Annotated in this window: 17 protein-coding genes; 9 read left to right on the top strand and 8 right to left on the bottom strand. The window is 61.3% G+C overall.

Annotated elements, in window-relative coordinates:
• Nucleotides 1–818, bottom strand: an 818-nt coding sequence (locus AC1ECN_RS22760; RefSeq protein ID WP_477954151.1) for a hypothetical protein, incomplete at its 3' end; no start/stop codon positions are given.
• 191 nt (nucleotides 819–1,009) lie between these two features.
• On the opposite strand from AC1ECN_RS22760, the gene AC1ECN_RS22755 reads away from it, so the two are divergent.
• Together AC1ECN_RS22755 and AC1ECN_RS22750 are read left to right on the top strand one after the other, a co-directional pair.
• On the top strand, nucleotides 1,010–1,585 hold the full coding sequence (locus AC1ECN_RS22755; protein WP_130661906.1) for a transglutaminase-like cysteine peptidase: 576 nt from the start codon (nucleotides 1,010–1,012) through the stop codon (nucleotides 1,583–1,585).
• A gap of 86 nt (nucleotides 1,586–1,671) precedes the next feature.
• Nucleotides 1,672–2,070, top strand: coding sequence for an ester cyclase (locus AC1ECN_RS22750; RefSeq protein ID WP_130661905.1), 399 nt, complete (start codon nucleotides 1,672–1,674; stop codon nucleotides 2,068–2,070).
• Nucleotides 2,071–2,101: 31 nt separating this feature from the next.
• On the opposite strand, the gene AC1ECN_RS22745 is transcribed toward AC1ECN_RS22750, so the two are convergent.
• A complete protein-coding gene (locus AC1ECN_RS22745) occupies nucleotides 2,102–2,461 on the bottom strand; it encodes a hypothetical protein (RefSeq protein WP_130672850.1) in 360 nt (119 codons plus the stop codon).
• A gap of 329 nt (nucleotides 2,462–2,790) precedes the next feature.
• Here AC1ECN_RS22745 and AC1ECN_RS22740 point away from each other — a divergent pair, with 329 nt between their 5' ends.
• Complete coding sequence (locus AC1ECN_RS22740) at nucleotides 2,791–3,192, top strand: hypothetical protein (RefSeq protein ID WP_130661904.1); 402 nt, start codon at nucleotides 2,791–2,793, stop codon at nucleotides 3,190–3,192.
• Between the two features lie 226 nt (nucleotides 3,193–3,418).
• On the top strand, nucleotides 3,419–4,129 hold the full coding sequence (locus AC1ECN_RS22735; protein WP_024320862.1) for a methyltransferase family protein: 711 nt from the start codon (nucleotides 3,419–3,421) through the stop codon (nucleotides 4,127–4,129).
• Nucleotides 4,130–4,178: 49 nt separating this feature from the next.
• Here the strand turns inward: AC1ECN_RS22735 and AC1ECN_RS22730 are convergent, their stop codons facing one another.
• Both AC1ECN_RS22730 and AC1ECN_RS22725 read right to left on the bottom strand, forming a co-directional pair.
• Complete coding sequence (locus AC1ECN_RS22730) at nucleotides 4,179–4,709, bottom strand: gamma carbonic anhydrase family protein (protein WP_018074270.1); 531 nt, start codon at nucleotides 4,707–4,709, stop codon at nucleotides 4,179–4,181.
• Between the two features lie 10 nt (nucleotides 4,710–4,719).
• On the bottom strand, nucleotides 4,720–5,415 hold the full coding sequence (locus AC1ECN_RS22725; protein ID WP_018074271.1) for a fumarylacetoacetate hydrolase family protein: 696 nt from the start codon (nucleotides 5,413–5,415) through the stop codon (nucleotides 4,720–4,722).
• A 283-nt stretch (nucleotides 5,416–5,698) separates the two neighbouring features.
• On the opposite strand from AC1ECN_RS22725, the gene AC1ECN_RS22720 reads away from it, so the two are divergent.
• Both AC1ECN_RS22720 and AC1ECN_RS22715 read left to right on the top strand, forming a co-directional pair.
• A complete protein-coding gene (locus AC1ECN_RS22720) occupies nucleotides 5,699–6,451 on the top strand; it encodes a nucleotidyltransferase domain-containing protein (RefSeq protein WP_026171062.1) in 753 nt (250 codons plus the stop codon).
• Between the two features lie 44 nt (nucleotides 6,452–6,495).
• Nucleotides 6,496–7,035 (top strand): GNAT family N-acetyltransferase, encoded by a 540-nt coding sequence (locus AC1ECN_RS22715; RefSeq protein ID WP_024320864.1) that lies wholly within the window; start codon nucleotides 6,496–6,498, stop codon nucleotides 7,033–7,035.
• A gap of 48 nt (nucleotides 7,036–7,083) precedes the next feature.
• Here the strand turns inward: AC1ECN_RS22715 and AC1ECN_RS22710 are convergent, their stop codons facing one another.
• Both AC1ECN_RS22710 and AC1ECN_RS22705 read right to left on the bottom strand, forming a co-directional pair.
• Nucleotides 7,084–9,066, bottom strand: coding sequence for an adenylate/guanylate cyclase domain-containing protein (locus AC1ECN_RS22710; protein WP_024320865.1), 1,983 nt, complete (start codon nucleotides 9,064–9,066; stop codon nucleotides 7,084–7,086).
• A complete protein-coding gene (locus tag AC1ECN_RS22705) occupies nucleotides 9,066–12,833 on the bottom strand; it encodes a FecR domain-containing protein (protein ID WP_130725876.1) in 3,768 nt (1,255 codons plus the stop codon). The genes AC1ECN_RS22710 and AC1ECN_RS22705 overlap by 1 nt, the downstream gene beginning before the upstream one ends.
• Nucleotides 12,834–12,956: 123 nt before the next feature.
• On the opposite strand from AC1ECN_RS22705, the gene AC1ECN_RS22700 reads away from it, so the two are divergent.
• On the top strand, nucleotides 12,957–13,496 hold the full coding sequence (locus AC1ECN_RS22700) for a Pycsar system effector family protein (protein WP_130662820.1): 540 nt from the start codon (nucleotides 12,957–12,959) through the stop codon (nucleotides 13,494–13,496).
• Between the two features lie 102 nt (nucleotides 13,497–13,598).
• Here AC1ECN_RS22700 and AC1ECN_RS22695 read toward each other — a convergent pair whose 3' ends face one another.
• A complete protein-coding gene (locus AC1ECN_RS22695; protein WP_130661901.1) occupies nucleotides 13,599–14,087 on the bottom strand; it encodes a RidA family protein in 489 nt (162 codons plus the stop codon).
• Nucleotides 14,081–14,806, bottom strand: coding sequence for an SDR family NAD(P)-dependent oxidoreductase (locus AC1ECN_RS22690; protein WP_024320869.1), 726 nt, complete (start codon nucleotides 14,804–14,806; stop codon nucleotides 14,081–14,083). Before AC1ECN_RS22690 ends, AC1ECN_RS22695 begins: the two co-directional genes overlap by 7 nt.
• 192 nt (nucleotides 14,807–14,998) lie before the next feature.
• On the opposite strand from AC1ECN_RS22690, the gene AC1ECN_RS22685 reads away from it, so the two are divergent.
• Nucleotides 14,999–15,901 carry a LysR family transcriptional regulator gene (locus AC1ECN_RS22685; protein WP_477954146.1) on the top strand — a complete coding sequence of 301 codons (903 nt, stop codon included), beginning with the start codon at nucleotides 14,999–15,001 and terminating at the stop codon, nucleotides 15,899–15,901.
• A gap of 113 nt (nucleotides 15,902–16,014) precedes the next feature.
• Nucleotides 16,015–16,791 (top strand): DUF1194 domain-containing protein, encoded by a 777-nt coding sequence (locus tag AC1ECN_RS22680; protein WP_024320871.1) that lies wholly within the window; start codon nucleotides 16,015–16,017, stop codon nucleotides 16,789–16,791.
• The last annotated feature ends 87 nt before the right edge of the window (nucleotides 16,792–16,878 follow it).

The following is a 16,878-nucleotide window of genomic DNA, read 5'->3' as shown; positions in this document are numbered from 1 at the left end:
CCCTTGCCGGGGCCGTCATTGCCGCCCTTGCCGGGACCATCGTTGCCGCCCTTGCCGGGACCATCGTTGCCGCCCTTGCCGGGACCATCGTTGCCGCCCTTGCCGGGGCCGTCATTGCCGCCCTTGCCGGGGCCGTCGTTGCCGCCCTTGCCGGGGCCGTCATTGCCGCCCTTGCCGGGGCCGTCATTGCCGCCCTTGCCGGGGCCGTCGTTGCCGCCCTTGTCTGGGCCGTCGTTGCCGCCCTTGCCTGGGCCGTCTTTGCCACCCTTGCCGTGATCGTGATCTTTTCCGCCCTTGTCGTGGCCGTGATGATCGCGGTCCTTGCCGCCGTGATTGTCTTTTCCACCGTGGCCCGGACCGTCCTTGCCGTGCCCGTGATCTTTCCCGCCCTTGCCGCCGCCGTGATGATCATGGCCCTTGCCGCCGTGATCGTCCTTTCCGCCATTGTCGCCGCTGCCATTGTCGCCGCTGCCGTCGCCGCTGCCGCTGCCGTCGCCGTTGCCGCTGCCGCCGCCATTGCCGCTGCCGTCGCCATTACCATTACCACTACCGTTATCGCCACCATTCCCATTGCTGGCGAGGGAGCCGGTGCTGGATGTCTTCTTGCCGCCGCCAATGTTTTGGCTGCCGCGATCGWTATCGTTCGGACTGAACTTGCTATCGGACTGAATTGCTCTGGTCGGCATGCACAGCCTGTATTCGAGTGTTCCGCGAACTGCGGCCTTGCAATTAACGACTGCCGGCGCTGCCGTTGCCAAGCTGCTGCTTGCCAGAAGGGAAGCAACGGCGATGCTGAATTTCGCTGCTCTGCTGATCATTTCAATCCATCTCCCAAGGTTAACCGAATGTTAATGGGAGAACTCTTACACTAACAATAAATTAACACGAAGAATAGATGATGGTTAATCTGTCTCATTCGCCTAATACAGTTAAATTCGCAAGTATAAAATTTTACTAAATTTTTATTGTGCCTATGTTATTGTTTCGCAACAAATAAAAGGAATCGGCTATGAAGCGCCTCTTTTCGCTCGCTGCCTTTTTATTCATTCTTCTGCATTTTCAAGCGGTTGCGGGATCATCGCTTCCTGTGACGCGAAGCATCGGCGCACCTGTGGGATTCGCCGCAGCCTGCGCCAAGTACAAGTGGCTGTGCGGCAGGATGGCGGCGCAACAGCTGAATGATCAGGCAGGAACAGCGCTACTTCAAAAGGTCAATCGTGCCGTAAATGGACGGATCATTCCCGCGGAAGATCGCCCGTCTTCCCGAAATAAGGATGTTTGGTCTCTGCCGGTTGCCGGCCGAGGCGACTGTGAGGACTACGCTCTSCAGAAGATGAAGGACCTGATCGAAGCTGGTTTTCCATCGAACAGGTTGGCGCTTTCCGTGGTGATTGGACCGCAGGATCAAAACCATGTCGTTCTCGTTGCCCGGACGGATGGCGGCGATTATGTGCTCGACAATCTGACCAGCGCCGTGCGGCTCTGGCGCTCGACGGGCTATACGTTTCTGGCCACTCAGGATTTCCAATCGCGAACGGGCTGGCGCGTGACGCTTGCTGGTCCCCGTGCAGGCGAGTTCTCTTGAACTGAAAGTCTCGAGGCGGCGCTCGCCGCTGGCAAGTGCAGATGCCGGCGCTATCTTTGCCGCAGAACTCAAGGCAGGACGATCGCGTGACGAAAACCGAACTCGCGGAGATATATCGCGGCTACATCGCCTGCCTGAACAGGCAGGACTGGCCCAATCTCGGGCAGTTCGTCGGCGACGATGCAGTTCATAACGGTCGGCGCCTCGGGCTGTCGGGCTACGTCGCCATGCTCGAGCGGGACTTCGATGAGATTCCCGATCTCTATTTCAAGGTGCTGATGCTCCTTTGCGATCCGCCATACATCGCCTGCCGGCTCGGCTTCGATTGCAGGCCGAAGGCTAAATTCCTCGGCCTCGATGTAAACGGCAGACGCCTTTCCTTCACCGAGAACGTCATCTACGAATTTCGCGGCGGCAAGATCGTCGAGGTCTGGTCGGTCATCGATAAGGCGGCGATCGAGTCCCAGCTTGCGGGCTCGAATTGATCGCGCGGACGGTCTCCGGTCTGCGTTTCGCTCAGATGATGGCGACGCGCTCGCCGAAGGGCGTGTCGTCGTCGAAATTGCGGGTGCCGATCCGATCGCTTTCGCCTGACAAGACCGGCTGTTCCGCCGCTTCCCCTTCTTCCGATGCCGCATGCCCGTGCCGCTTTTGCGGATGCGCCTCGTCGTCGACGATCAGATTCGCGTGCGGGATGAGATCGCTTGCGGCTTCCTTCTCCACGGCCCTCTTCGCTGCCAGCTGATCGGCCGTGATCTGCGACTGGCGGGCGGCGACCCAGGCATTRTCCGGTTCGGAGCCGATCGAGGTGCTGGTGCCGACCTTGGTGGGTTCGGATGGGGCGGTGGCGGAGATGGGGTTGATCGCGTCGACCATGAAATTCTCCTGCGGTGACCAGCTGGCGAAACAACCGGCCGTTCGTGGGATGAAAAACGGCGCGGTCTTCGGACCATTCAGGGAGACATATCGAGCCCGCGCCGAAAAACACAAGGGGACATTGACGTGACTGCCACCTCGGACAACGACAAAATCGGTAGCAGGTTGCGGGAAATTCGACGAAGAATTGTGTGCACAAGGGGTGCTCGGCGCGTGGTTAATGTAAGAATCGGAAACACTTTGTGACTAAGTGTCTCCAAAAGCTGCGTTTTTTGACTTGCTGCGCGCGAAGACATGACGGATATTGTTTAAACGTTGAGGAAGCCGTCATGATTAGAATGATTGAAAACCCCGCCGAACTGGCTGGCGAGGATATCACCGGCAAATATATTCTCCGGAAGCTGAACTATCATTGGTTCGCTTACGGTAAGGCGGCTATCGTGATCGCCTGCAAGGGAACGATCCTGCATCTCGAGCGGGAAGAGACGGTTTATTCCGAGCGTTGGAGCCGTCGCGCCTATACCGGCACCGGCAAGCGTTATCCTGGCGGCATCTGTCCCATTTCGGCGGTCGCCTGCGTTTGCGATACGCCGGATGACGTCAATGCCGTCATTCAGCTGGATGTCGAAGCACAGGACGAATTCTATCAGCTGATCGCCAAGGCCGAAGCCAGGGTTCAGGCTCTTGCCTCGTCCTCGCGAAACAGCCAGTTTCTCGAAGCTGCCGAATAGGGCGGCTCTTTACCGGAATCCGCCCTCAGCCATCATTGCGGCGACGGTAGAATTTCTCCGACATCTCGAATGCTGGATGCAAAAGCGTCGCGACGATCAAGCGCAGCTTTCGTTCGCTACGCTGCCATCGGGTGCGTCCGTCTCCTCAATCCGGTGCGGTGGTGTTAGACTTAGGTGGCAGCCGTTGGGATCAGGCAGCTCGTTCCCGGTTGAACGGAGAGCGGTCATGACAGAGCAGGACACTCGGCCCAATCACTCGTTCGCAGCGACGGCGCCATCGCTCGGCTCGCTCGCCATCACCATTGCCGTGATCTTTGGCGCGCTATTCTGGCCGGCCGGCACGCTCGAATGGCCGCGTGGCTGGATCTTTCTCGGCCTCTTCCTTGCACTGACATGTGTCGCGATCATCTGGATCTGGCGGACAAATCCGGAGCTGTTTGCGGCGCGCAGCCGATATCAGAAAGGCACCAGGCCCTGGGACGCCGTGGTGGCGACGCTGACGATCATTCTCTTCGCCGCCATTCTTCCGGTCGGCGCGTTCGACGACGGGCGTTTCCATTGGGTGCCGCAGCCTGATTGGATCGTCCTCATCGGCTATCTGCTGATGACATCAGGTTATCTCGGCCTAACTTGGGCGCAATCGGTCAACCGGCATTTCGAGCCGACGGTGCGCATCCAGACCGACCGCGACCACAAGGTAATCGACACGGGACCCTACGCCGCCATACGCCATCCCGGATACGCAACCGCTATCGTGCTCAGCGTCGGCATGGCGCTGTCGCTTGGATCGCTCTACGCGCTGATCCCCGCCGGCCTGCTCATCATCGTCCTCTTCGGCCGCACGCTCGGCGAGGAAGCCGAACTGCGCAGGGGGCTCGAAGGCTATGCCGACTATATGGCGCGTGTACGCTGGCGCTGGATTCCGGGCGTGTGGTGAACGCTTTGCGGGCGGCGGGACGCCTGACCACTGGCCTCGCGTTACCCGATCAACCGATCTGCCTGAGATCGCGCGCGAAGCGTTGCCAGTTGGCGATGTAGCTCTCGGCCGAGCGGCGGATGGCCTCGGCCGCCGCCTCGTCGAGCACGCGTACGACGCGGGCGGGCGCTCCGACGATCAGGGAGTTGTCGGGGAATTCCTTGCCTTCGGTGACCAGCGCATTGGCGCCGACGAGGCAGTTGTTGCCGATCTTCGCACCATTCAGGATGGTCGCGCCCATGCCGATCAGCGTGTTGTTGCCGATGGTGCAGCCGTGAAGGATGGCGTGGTGGCCGATGGTGCAGCCTTTGCCTGTTGTCAGTGGGAAGCCCATGTCGGTATGGGCCATCACACCTTCCTGGATGTTGGTACCTTCGCCGACGGTGATCTTCTCGTTATCGCCACGCAGCACGGCGCCGAACCAGATGCCGACATTCTCGCCGAGCTCGATCTGGCCGATGATGTTGGCATCCGGTGCGATCCAATAGAGGCCGGTGGCGGGCAGTTTCGGCGTTAATCCGCCGAGCGCGTAGACGGGCATGGCTMTCTCCTCAGACGACCTCGACCGATAGGGTGGCGACGCCGTCGATGCCGCAATTGATGCGATCGCCCCTGGCCACCGCGCCGACGCCGGCGGGCGTGCCGGTCATAATGATATCGCCAGGCGCGAGAGTGAAGAGCTTCGACAGTTCGGCGATGATCTCCGGCACCTTCCAGATCATCTGGTTGAGATCGCCGTCCTGCACGCGCTTGCCGTTCTGTTCCAGCCAGATCTTACCTTCAGCGGGGTGGCCGAGACGGCTTGCCGGAATGATCGACGAGACAGGGGCGGAATGTTCGAAGGCCTTGCCGACCTCCCAGGGACGACCGAGCTTCTTTGCTTCGCCCTGTAGATCGCGGCGGGTGAAATCGATGCCGACGGCATAGCCGTAGATGCAGTCGAGCGCGTCCGCGGCCTTGATGTTCGCGCCACCCGATTTCAGCGCCAGCACGCACTCGACCTCGTAATGCACGTCTGATGACAGCGGCGGGTAGGGAAAAGCCTTGCCCGCCGGCAGCAAGTTGTCGGCATTCTTCTGGAAGAAGAAGGGGGGCTCGCGGCTGGGATCATGGCCCATCTCGATCGCATGGTCTGCATAGTTCCGCCCGACGCAATAGACGCGGCGCACCGGAAAATGCTCGGCGCTGCCCTCGACCGGCAGCAGCGCCGGTTGCGGAAGCGGGATGACGGTGACGGGATCGGACATTGGCGGGCTCTTCCTGTTTGCGAGTCTTGCGCCATCTTAGACGGAAATCGGCGTGCCGGGGAAGCGTCCTTGGCGTCCGGCTTCGGTGCATTGACGCTGTCACAGTCGCGGGTTAACCTTGGTCATGAGCAGGATTTTTGCAATTTCGATGACGTCTACGACCACCGCGCCGCGGTGGGTGGTAGACGCTTGAACTGAATTCCGTTCATAGCTGCTAAGACCAACCCGCCGGTGACGAGCGGGTTTTTTGTTCCCGCCCGCGCCCGCATTCGAGGACGAGATCGTGGACGATATCCAGAAAAATATTCTTGCGGAGCGGGCTCTGGCCGCTGCCCGCCGCTGTGTCGCCAGCCGCTATGTTGGGGCTGCTTTTGCCTATGCGGCGGGTTCCATCATGCGCGGCGAAGGCACCACCTTTTCGGATATCGATCTGGTCGTCGTGTTCCCGTCTCTCGAAAGAGCCTGGCGGGAATCGTTCACTGAGGACGGTTTCCCGGTCGAGGTCTTCGTCCACGATCCGCAGACACTGGCGCATTATCTCCATCAGGATGCCGACAGCGGCTATCCCATCATGGCCAACATGGTCGCGACGGGCTGTATAATGGGATCGGATATCGACAGCGCGCGCGTCATCCAGGCAAAGGCGGCAAGTATGCTGGCGGCAGGACCCAAGCCTCTTGCCGGGGCAGACTACGACTTGTTGCGCTATCAGGTCACCGATCTGGCCGACGATCTGCGAGGAACGCGCCCACCCGAAGAGATCGCCGCCATCGCCGCGCTGCTCTATCAGAAGCTCGCCGACCTGATGCTTCTCGGACGTGGCGTGTGGGCTGGCCGGGGAAAGTGGGCGCCCCGTCTGATGAGGGAGTTCGACGCGCAATTGGCGGCCGAATTCGACGCGGCGTTCAGTCTGGCGGCTGCGGGTGACGGCACCCGGTTCCTGGCTTTGGCCGATCGGGAGCTTGCCCTGCATGGCGGCCGCTATTTCGAGGGATTCAGGCAGGACGCGCCGCTGGAAGCGCGCCGCCTGGAATAATTTGGTATCGGTGACGTTGCCGCATTTTGAAAATTGGATGGAAGATGCTTGAGCACGAATTCAAGGGCGCCTTGCAGTCGGCAGTAAGGCGTACCGCCAGATTGCGCCTCAGAATTCCCTTGGAGGGGGATATCGATTTCCTGACCCGACTTTTTTCGCGGCCGGAATTGGTCGCACACCGACCGGTGCCCCGGCCTGATACGCCGGCGGAAAGCGCAGCGCGGCTTGCGCGCGACATCGGGCATTGGAAAGATCACGGGTTTGGGCGTTGGGCCGTTGAGGCGAACGGTACGTTGATCGGGTTCGGCGGTGTGACCGTTTCAAAGGAATTCGACGACCTCAATCTTTCCTATCATCTGCAACCTGAAAGCTGGGGGCAGGGATATGCCACGGAATTGGTCAGGGAAGCCCTGGTGTTTGCCATTGATGATCTGCATGCGGGGCGGATGATCGGATTGGTTCGCACCGCCAATGTCGCTTCAAGACGCATTCTCGAGAAATGTGGCTTCAAATACGAGCGGGAGGTAATGCTGCACGGTGCGCCGACCAACATGTACGCCTTCGGCAAAACGAGCGGCTCATGAACGAACATCCGTGCGCAATTGTCAGGTGTGACGAGACGTCTTCGCCGGTCATTCCTCGCCCGCCTCGGCCAGCGCATCCCGCACGATCGCGTAATAGCCTGCAAGCTCCGGGATATCAGCGGCCAGCCTGTCGAAGGCGGGGTCGGATGGCGCAAGTGTGCCGGCGTATTTCGCTTGCGTGAAGGCCCGATGGGCGGCAAGGGCTTCGGCGTCGGCCTTGTGCACGACGGTATAGACAGGCGAGGGCACGGTGCGGCCCTTGACGATGATGCGGTCGAGCTCGATGACAGTGTAGGTGCCGGCGACCAGTCTTGCAGTCTCCTCGCCGAGCAGCAGCGCCACGCCATAATTCTTCGAGGCGCCTTCGAGGCGGGAGGCGAGATTGACGCTGTCGCCGAGGCAGGAATAGTCGAATCGGCGGGTCGAGCCCATGTTGCCGACGATGCATTCGCCGGTGTTGATGCCGACACCCATCTTCAACACGTGCGGCCTGCCACCGCGCGCTGCCGCCTCCCGCTCCAGCTCACGGTTCAGGCTCGATATCGCCGCCTGCATGGCGAGCGAGGCTTTGACTGCGTGGAGTGCATGATCGGGATCGTCGAGCGGCGCGTTCCAGAAGGCCATGATGCAGTCGCCCATATATTTGTCGATCGTACCGCCATGATCCATCACCACGTCGGAAAGCGGCGTCAGCAGCCGGTTGATCAGCCCGGTCAGCTGCTCCGGCTCGTCCTTCAGCGTCTCGGCGATGGTTGTGAACCCACGCACATCCGAAAACAGCACCGAGAGCGTGCGCCGCTCGCCGCCAAGCTTCAACTGCGATGGATCGTTCGACAGGCGCTTGACCAGATCGGGCGAGATATATTGGGCGAAGGCGCGGATGATCTGCCGCTTGTTGCGGCGCTCCTCGGCATAATCGAAGGCGGCCTGGCCGAAGGCGACCGAGACATAGGCGACGACAGGGCCGAGCGGCGAGACGAAGACATGGGCAAAGCGGATGCCGGCAAAACTCGCGGCCGCGAATGCAAGCACTGCCACCGCGCTGGCTACGATCGTCAACCATCCCGTCGAACGCCAGACGGTGGCGGCGGCGAGCAGCACGGAGATCAGGATGCAGGCGGCGACCAGCGGCAGGCGGGCTTCCGCGATCGACAGGCCACGACGGATATTGTCGTAGATCGTTGCCTGGATCTCGACGCCGGAGGTCAGCGTGCCGGTGTGGACGGTATAAGGTGTCGCGAAGGCATCGACGCCGCCCTTGTCGATGGCAGGGGCATTCTGCAGGCTGAGACCGACGAGCACGACGCGGCCCTTGAAATAATCCGGCGGCAGCAGGTTCTCAGGGTCGAGCGCCTGGTAGTAGGAGACTGTGGGATAGCTGCGGGCCGCGCCGAAGGATTGGATGAGCCGGCCAGCCGGCAAGGCTTTGGGTGCTGCTCCCGACGCCTTCATCAGCATGGCGGCAAAGCCGTCCTCATAACCTGGAATGCGCCGGAACGCACCGTCACCGCTGAGATCGACGGAGGCGATGCCGGTCACAGCACCCGCTTCAGTCAGTTGCGGCAGCGGCGTGGCGCGGATCAATTGCGAGGACTGGGGCGTCTCGATCAGCGTTTCGTCGCCGGCGAGCACGACATCCGGGCCGACGGCCTTCGTGATCGCGTCGTCGTTCTCGGGGTTCGAAGGTTCGGCCATGATGATATCGAGGCCGATGACACGGGCACCGGCCGTGCGTAGCTGCCTGACAAGCTGGGCATGCAGGCTGCGCGGCCAGGGCCACTGCGCATTGATATCGGCAAGCGAAGGCTCGTCGATCGCGACGATGACGGGTCCGCCGGGTGGCGGACGGGGATCGTCGACGGTCGAGAGATAGTCGAAGCTTCTCAGCTCAAGCAGCGACCAGGCGGGCAGGCGCGACAGCAGCGAGATGGCGATCAGGACGGTAAGCGACAGCACCAGCAGCCTGAGGCGGCGGCTTTCGGCCTGCCCGCCGGCCGGTCTGAGTTGCCGAGGCTTTTTCTGCTCCCGCATCAGAAGCGGACTTTGAGCGTGCCCTTGAAGGCGCGGCCCCAGCCGGGCACGCCGGGCGTGATCTCGAAGTCGTCGTCGAGGAGATTGTAGGCGGCCGCTTCCAGCTCGATGCGCTTGTCCAGCGGTTCCCAGATCAGGTGGGCATCGAGGCTCCAATAGTCGTCGAGCTTGGTGCCGAGGTCGTCGCCGTCGCGCTCGCCGACATAATTGGCCGCCACCGTCGCCTTGACCTTGGCCTCGTTGACCCAGGTCAGCGCGATCTGGCCGGAATTCTTGGGTATATAGGGMAGGTTACCGCCGTAGTTGAAGGTTCCCGGATCCTTGTTTTCGGAATCCATGTGGGCGTAGGTGGCCGAGAGACCGAAACCATTGCCGAGCGCAACGTTGGCGGTAACGGCGGCGCGGTCGATGCTGCCGCGCGAGAGCGGCAGGCTGTCGAGGGCCGGAAGCGAAATCAGCGGCAGACCGATCGAGAAATCATGGAGTTCCTGATGCTGGTACTCCACCGTGGTGAAGAGACGGTCGGTCCATTCAGCATCCCATTCGAGCGCCGCCGTATCGACGTAACCTTCAGTGCCGACGGAGAACTGGTTCGCCTGAAGACCCAGGATGCCGATCGGCGCAAGGGTAGGAACGCCTGTGTCGGTGCTCTGGCGCATGAAGGCCGCGCGAAGCCAATGGTTCTGCGTCGGCGCCCAGGCAAGGCCGAAGCGTGGTTCGAGCCGGCTGACATCAACGCCATCGCCTTCCAGGCGCGTGCCGAAGAGCGCATATTCGCCCTTCAGGTTCGGGGTGATTTCATGGAGGAGGTCGACATAGGCGCGACCGATATTGATGCGGGTCTCAACCTCCGTGGGTCCGTCGGTCACACCGTCGATGAGGCCCGGAATGACATCCTCGAGATGGAAATAGGTCTCGCGCGACGCGTCGATCCAGCCGCCCTCGATACCGTAACGCCAGGTCAGCGACTCATCGCCGATGCTGTGGCCGAGCGCCGCGATGTAGGCCTTCGAGTCATTTTCGTCGCTGGTTTGAAGGAAAGGCCTGATGTCCCTGCCGGGGCCGCCGAGAAGCGGCACGTCCGCCCAGTCGAACCGTATGTCGTTGGTGGTTTTCGCTTCGGTCTGCTGATAGAGGAATGCAGCGTTCAGGACATTCTCATAGGCGAAGGTATGGCTCCAGCCAAGGCCGGCGTTGGTGAGTTGCGTTGTATCTCGCCGAGTGGTGTAGAGCGGCAGTTCGTCCGGTGCCAGCGGTAAGCCAAAGAAACGCAATACGGGATTCAGCGCATCCGAGAGCGAGGGATCCGTCGACAGCGCATTCAGCGTTCCATCAATCTTGGCGTGATTGAAATAGGCCACGACGCGGTCATCCGGCGTCACAGTCGCCGTCAGATAGCCGTTGCCGCCGAGCAGTTCATTGTCGGTCGCATATCCGCCGAAGTCGCGGTAGTCCCCATCGAGCGCCAGCTCTTCCCAGGTCAGATTGCCATAGAAGCTGATTGGAATCGTCTCGTTGGAATAGCCCTGGATATCGGCTTCGCCGATGCCTCTGGTATGGCCGTCGACGCTGTTGATGCCGCCGCCAAGCGAGCCTTCGATGAAGGGCACATCGAACAGCGTTGCCGAGCGCGAACGGCCCGACAGCATGTGCGGCGAGAGCAGCAGGCCCTGGATGAAGGATGAGTAGCTTGACGCGTTGCCGCGGTTTTGGATGATATTGTCATCGCTAAAGCTCGCCGCGTTGACGTAGGGAAAGATGCTGCCCTTGATCGACTGGTCGATGTAACCGGTGCCTTTGAACGGGTCGAAGGCGGCATCGCCGTAATAGCGGCCCCAGGCGTCCAGGCCCTGCAGGCGGAAGGCGTTGTTGAGCGTCGAACCGGCGCTCGCATTGGCGCCGAGCGAGCTGTAATCGCCGCCGCGGGCGCGAGAGCGTCGCAGGTAATCCTGCGCATTGCGGATCGCGCCGTCGGCGTCGTAATCGTCGATATCGACGGCGGTGCGGAAGGCGGAGATAACCGGGTCGTTCTTGTCGAGTCGGTCGGCATTGTCGAGCGCCTGCTGAGAAGGGATGCGGTCGCCTTTTTCGTAATGGGCGGCGGCGAGCATCAGCTGCGACTGCGAATGCGCCGGATTGGCGGTGCTGGCGGCCAGCAGGTCCTCCATCGCCTTGTCGCGCTCGCCGGTCTGCAGGTAATAGCGGCCGCGGGCAAGGAGTGCGATGTCGAAGGACGAATCGAGCGCGATGGCCGTGTCGATTTCGCGCTTGGCTTCCTTCATGCGCCCCTGGTCAAGATAGAGGATGGCGAGGTTGGCGTGGAGCAACGGGTCCTGCGGATCGAGCTCGATCGCCTTCTTGAAGGCCTTTTCCGCTTCGCCATTGGCATCGCGCGAACTCTGCAGCAGGCCGAGCGAATTCAGCGTGCCTGACCCGCCGGGGGCAAGCTCGATGGCGCGGTTCAGATCGGCGAGCGCGCCGTTGATGTCGCTCTGATAGGCCGCCTTGTAACTCGCGCGGGCGGAGAGCGCCATCGGATGATCAGGGTCGAGCGACAGCGAGCGTTCTATCGCTTCCTTCATCTGCTCGCGATCGTCGGTGAGCTGCGCCAGCTGGGCGCGGACCGCCGGCAGGGTCGGGTCATCAGGATAGCGCTGCTCCGCTTTCTTTATGATCTCGAGCGCTGCGCGCGGGTTTTTCAGGAAGCCTGCCGTATAGGCCTCCATGATCGCGCCATAGGGACCGGTGGTGTTAGCCGGCGGCTGTTCGGCATGGGCGGGGTCGGCCAGCGCACGGGCGAAATAGCCGCCATATTGGGCCATGTTGCGGCGTGTCGGGTCGAGATGCGGCAGGGCCTTCCGGAGGAGCTTAGCGGCATCGCCATAACGCTTCTCGGAGCCGGCGATGGTGGCGTCGATCAGATTGACGCGCGCCTGCTGGGCTGTCGTCAGTTTGCGGTCGCGGATATTCTGCAGCGTTGCGGCGGCAGCCTGGCGTCCGTCGAAGGCGCTCTGCACTTCGGCAAGTTCCAGCCAGTCTTCGGTGGTGCGGCGCTCCGGCGGCAGCGCCAGCAGGCGGCGGCGTTCTGTCGCCATGCGGTCGGCCCGCAGCGGCGAAGTCGGCATCAAGTCGAAGCCGTCGCGCAGGTCCAGATAGAAGAGCATCTGTTCGCGGTCGTCGGGATTGACGCTGATGACCTTATGTGGCGCCTGGCCGATCGTGGCGACCGCTCCTTCGCCCTCGTTCACCTCGACGCTGCCCTGCGGGTTGGTGAGCGCCACGCGGCCTTCGAGCACGATCATCGAGGTCTTGGCGCCCTCAACCGTCATGGTCCAGTCGGTGCCGCGGATGGCGGCTGCGGCCGCCGGCGTTTCCACAGTCAGGCCCTGGCCACCGCGCTCGGCGCGCGCCCAGATCGTTCCCGATTGCAGCTCCAGCGTCGTGTCGCCGCTCGCGGCCATCTTCTTGACCTGCAGCGAGGAATTGCGGCCAAGGCGAACCTGGGTGTGATCGGAAAAGACAATGGCGAGCTGGCCGTTGGCATTGGTGCGCAACACGTCGCCGGTCAGGAGATCTTGATTGATGTCGACGACGCGCCAGTTCGACACGTCGATGAAGCGGACCTCCTCGCCGGTCTTGCGGGCGATGACGGAACCGGCGACCGGTGTTGCACGCTGCACGGGGTCAGCCGCCGCCGGCGAAAAGCCCGGTACGACAAGCGCAAGCGCCACCCCGGCGCGACAGATGTTTTTCCAGCGACCCAGCATGACCCCAACCCCCGCTTCCCCTTTGTCCAAGTAGAAAAGAAAAGTCAAGCATATTGCACACGTGTTCTTGAATTCAGCGTGAAGTGTAATATCAGGGAAACACTTATGGGATGGAGTATTCGGGTGAGCGATTTCGAGAGTACAACTGAACTTATGCCAAGCGAACCGTCGACGGGTGACATCGGCGCCGGGTATTTCGATCATATCAAGAAAATCAATGACATATTTTATGATCAGATCAAGATCTCGGACCAGAAGGCCGCTTATATTTTTACTTTCATGCTGGCCTTCCTGGTGAGTTCCAGCGATGTCAGGGCAGTGTTCAGCCTGGCGCGCTACGTGAGCGGGACGCCGGGCAGTATGCTGTTCTCCGGCTTGCTTGCCGCAGCTTCGGTCTTCTCGATCCTGTCGGCGATCCTCGTCGTACTGCCGCGCCATTTGAACAGCTCGACGTCACTGTTCTGGGGCGCCTGGCATGGCCATCGCGACCGGTTCTTCGATGCGGCGCTGCGGCGCGACGAGCGCTACCTTTTCGAGCAGTATCTCGAAAACGCCGACATCCTCTCCACCATCGCCCGCAACAAATACCGTTGCGTCACTTTTGCGTTCCGCGGGCTGATGGTGAGTGTAATCGCCTATGTGCTGCTGTTGGCGGTGGTGTGAGCGCGGCAAGCCCCAGGAAAATCTCCCCTGAGGTGTCTTTCAGGGGGGTGTCGAAGGGCGAGATGCGCTCCGCCGGGCGCGCCGAAACGCGCCCGGCCGTTTTCATCCCTCGACTTCGAGGACGAGTTCGAGTTCGATCGGCACGCCTAAAGGCAGGCTGGCGACGCCGAGCACGACGCGGCCTGAGAGCTTTTCCTCGCCGAAGACCGCAAGCAGCATTTCGGATGCTCCGTCAGCAACCTTCGGATGGTCGCGGAAATCGCCTTCGGTCGCGATATAGACGCCCAGCTTGACGACCCTGACGACCCTGTCCAGTGAACCGAGATAGTCCCTGGCGGCTGCGAGCGCGCTCAGCGTTGCCGTTTCGGCCGCCTTCCTGCCATCTTCGGCCGCCAGCGCACCGCCGACGCGGCCGATATAGCGGGGCTCATGGCCGACAACCGGCAGCATCCCGCTGAAGAAGACCAAGTTGCCGGTCCTTATCGCTTCGACATAGGCCCCAAAGGGTGTCGGCGGCGGAGGAAGCGTGATGCCGAGTTCCTGCAGCCGTCGATCCGCGCCGGCTGCCTGCGCTTTCGCATGGTCTACCATCTGCCCAGATGTGCGCCGCCGTCGACGTGCAGCACCTCCCCGGTTACGCGCGGCGCTTCGGTAAGGAAGACGACTGCGTCGGCGATCTCCTCGACGTTTGATATGCCTGCCATCGGCGAAAGCGTCTTCAAGAAATCTTTCGGATTGTCCTTGTGCAGCGGCGTATCCACCACACCGGGAGCGACGATATTGAAGCGAATTCCTTTGTTCGCATATTCCATCGCCAGGTTCTTGGAGATGGCGTTGATGCCGCCCTTTGTCATCATCGACACCGAAGCGGAGAAACCGGCGATCGGATGATCGGTCAATGGCGTGGTGATGCTGACGACGCTGCCGCCGGTTTTCTGTGTGAGCATCTGTCCGACGACTAGTTGTGTCAGGTGGATGAAGCCTTCGAGATTGGTCGAGGACAATTTTTTGAAGTCGTCCATGGTGAAATCGACGAACGGCTTGGCCAAGAAAATGCCGGCATTGTTGACGAGGGCGTCGATCGAGCCGAACCGCTCGATTGCGGTCTTTGCCACCCGCGCTGCGGTTTCGGCATCGCCAATGTCACCGTCGACGAGCGCCAGCCTGTCGGAGGCTTGGAAAGCGTTCGAAGTGCTGACCTGGCGCGAGGTGGCGACGACATTATAGCCGCGCTCGATGAAGGCGTTGACGAGGCCGGCTCCGATACCCTGCGAGGCGCCCGTGACGATGACTGTTTTTTTCGTAGTCATGCTGATCTCCATAAGCCGGTTCGGGCAACGCGGGCCGTATGTTTTGCGGAGGCCGGTCGCTCGAGATGGGGCTGCTGCGAATGCGCCTCCATCGGTTGTTTTGTTTTCGCAGGGTGAATATGGCGAAAACTCCATTACCCGATTAGATGGAAATATCTGGATTCTCTTTTGCATCTATGCAAAAATCAGAGCATGGCTGATCTGAACGATATCGCCGTTTTCGTGAAGGTGGCGCAGTACGGCAGCTTCAGCCGCGCTGCCCATTCCCTCGGCATGCCGGTATCGACCGTCAGCCGGAAAGTAACGTCGCTGGAGGAGCAGCTCGGCGTGACGCTGCTGCAGCGGACAACTCGCAAACTGAGCCTGACCGCGCAGGGCCGGGCCTATTACAACAGGTGCAGCGAACCGCTCGCCCATCTCCTCGACGCTGAGCAAGTGCTCACCGAGACACAGAGAAAACCGGAAGGTCTGCTGAAGATCTCCGTGCCCGTCATCTTCGGACAGGAGGTCTTCTACGAATTCGTCTCGGCTTTCCTGAAGACCTATCCGAAGATCCAGGTCGACCTCTTCGTCACCAACCTGTTCCTCGATCTGATCGCGGAGAACATCGATCTCGGCATCCGCTTCGGCGAACTCAAGGATTCGACCATCGTCGCCCAGCGGCTCGGCAAGAGCGTGCGCTATCTGGTCGCCGCACCGGACTATCTGAAGGGCAGGGTGCTTCCCACCAAACCCGAAGAGCTGAAGGACCATCAGTGCGTTCTCTTGAACGGCCGCAACGGCGAGGCGGAATGGCATCTGGTGAGCGGTCGCAAATCTGTTCGCCTGCATGTGTCGGGGCCGGTATCAAGCCGGGATTTCGATGCGGTAAGCGCCTTCACCTATCGCGGACACGGCATCGGCTTGCTGCCTTCGACCTATTGCGACGAACAGATCAGAAGAGGCGAACTTGTTCGCCTGCTGCCGGGCTGGTCGTCCGAGGAAATTTTCGTGCACGCCGTCTATCCCACGCGCCGCTTCCTGCCTTCCCGATTACAGGTCTTTCTCGAGGCGCTGAAGGCATGGACGACCCCCTTGTGGCTTCCCTTGCATTGAGGGCTTTCGATTCCATCACCGAAAATTGAAGCCGCGCGCGGGGCCGAGCGATCTGCGTCGGTCAAGCTGTGTTAGAGTTCGCTGGCTTGGATGGCGCAGGGATTGGATTGCCAATGCTGACGACACTTGCGGTGCTTATGAGTCTTTCCGGCCTCGTCCCCATCGCGCAAGCGGGGGGAAGCGAGGTCGATGTGACCCTCGTGCTTGCTGTCGACACCTCGCGGTCGATGGACTTCGAGGAGATCGGCATCCAGCGCGAAGGTTATGTCGAAGCGCTCAAGCACAAGGAGTTTATCGACGCGGTGAAGGGCGGGCTGACCGGCCGCATCGCCATCAGCTATTTCGAATGGGCTGGCTATGTCGTCCAGGATTCCGTGATCGACTGGCAGGTGATCGAGACGGAAGAGGACGCGATCGCTTTTGCCGGCAAACTCGAAGCCCGGCCGATTGCCACGCAACGGCGCACATCGATCTCTACCGCGATCGCCCAGGGCGCCAGCATGATCGTTTCCGGTCCCTTTCAGTCCAGGCGACAGGTGATCGATGTCTCCGGCGACGGTCCGAACAATTCCGGCGATCCCGTCACCCCCGCCCGCGACAAGGCGGTGGAAGCAGGCGTGATCATCAACGGCCTTGCCATCATGCTGCGGCCCTCCGATGCGCCCAATGGGCTCGACAAATATTATGCGGATTGCGTGATCGGCGGCCCCGGCGCCTTCGTGCTGCCGGTCCGCAAGATCGAGGATTTCGCCGTTGCCGTGCGCCGCAAGCTGGTGCTGGAGATCAGCGGCCTTTCCCCGCCGGTGATGGTGCAGAAGATCGCCGGCGCTGAGGCGGGCACAGACTGCATGATCGGTGAGAAGCAGTGGCGGGACATCTTCGACCGCTGATGCCAGAACAGGATGATTTTAGGCCGGGTCGGCCTAAAATCTCAATCCTGTTCTGAATTACATAGTTAGAGCATGATGTCGTCCGAA

The organism is Rhizobium sp. 01N447_2 (genome assembly GCF_056399245.1).
This window is presented reverse-complemented; position numbering and strand designations above follow the sequence as displayed.

Coding starts and splice junctions, on each gene's coding strand:
- AC1ECN_RS22710 (WP_024320865.1), bottom strand. CDS start 9,066: ATGCGGGAGCAGAAAAAGCCTCGGCAACTCAGACCGGCCGGCGGGCAG.
- AC1ECN_RS22695 (WP_130661901.1), bottom strand. CDS start 14,087: ATGGTAGACCATGCGAAAGCGCAGGCAGCCGGCGCGGATCGACGGCTG.
- AC1ECN_RS22690 (WP_024320869.1), bottom strand. CDS start 14,806: ATGACTACGAAAAAAACAGTCATCGTCACGGGCGCCTCGCAGGGTATC.
- AC1ECN_RS22715 (WP_024320864.1), top strand. CDS start 6,496: ATGCTTGAGCACGAATTCAAGGGCGCCTTGCAGTCGGCAGTAAGGCGT.
- AC1ECN_RS22735 (WP_024320862.1), top strand. CDS start 3,419: ATGACAGAGCAGGACACTCGGCCCAATCACTCGTTCGCAGCGACGGCG.
- AC1ECN_RS22740 (WP_130661904.1), top strand. CDS start 2,791: ATGATTAGAATGATTGAAAACCCCGCCGAACTGGCTGGCGAGGATATC.
- AC1ECN_RS22685 (WP_477954146.1), top strand. CDS start 14,999: ATGGCTGATCTGAACGATATCGCCGTTTTCGTGAAGGTGGCGCAGTAC.
- AC1ECN_RS22680 (WP_024320871.1), top strand. CDS start 16,015: ATGCTGACGACACTTGCGGTGCTTATGAGTCTTTCCGGCCTCGTCCCC.
- AC1ECN_RS22730 (WP_018074270.1), bottom strand. CDS start 4,709: ATGCCCGTCTACGCGCTCGGCGGATTAACGCCGAAACTGCCCGCCACC.
- AC1ECN_RS22725 (WP_018074271.1), bottom strand. CDS start 5,415: ATGTCCGATCCCGTCACCGTCATCCCGCTTCCGCAACCGGCGCTGCTG.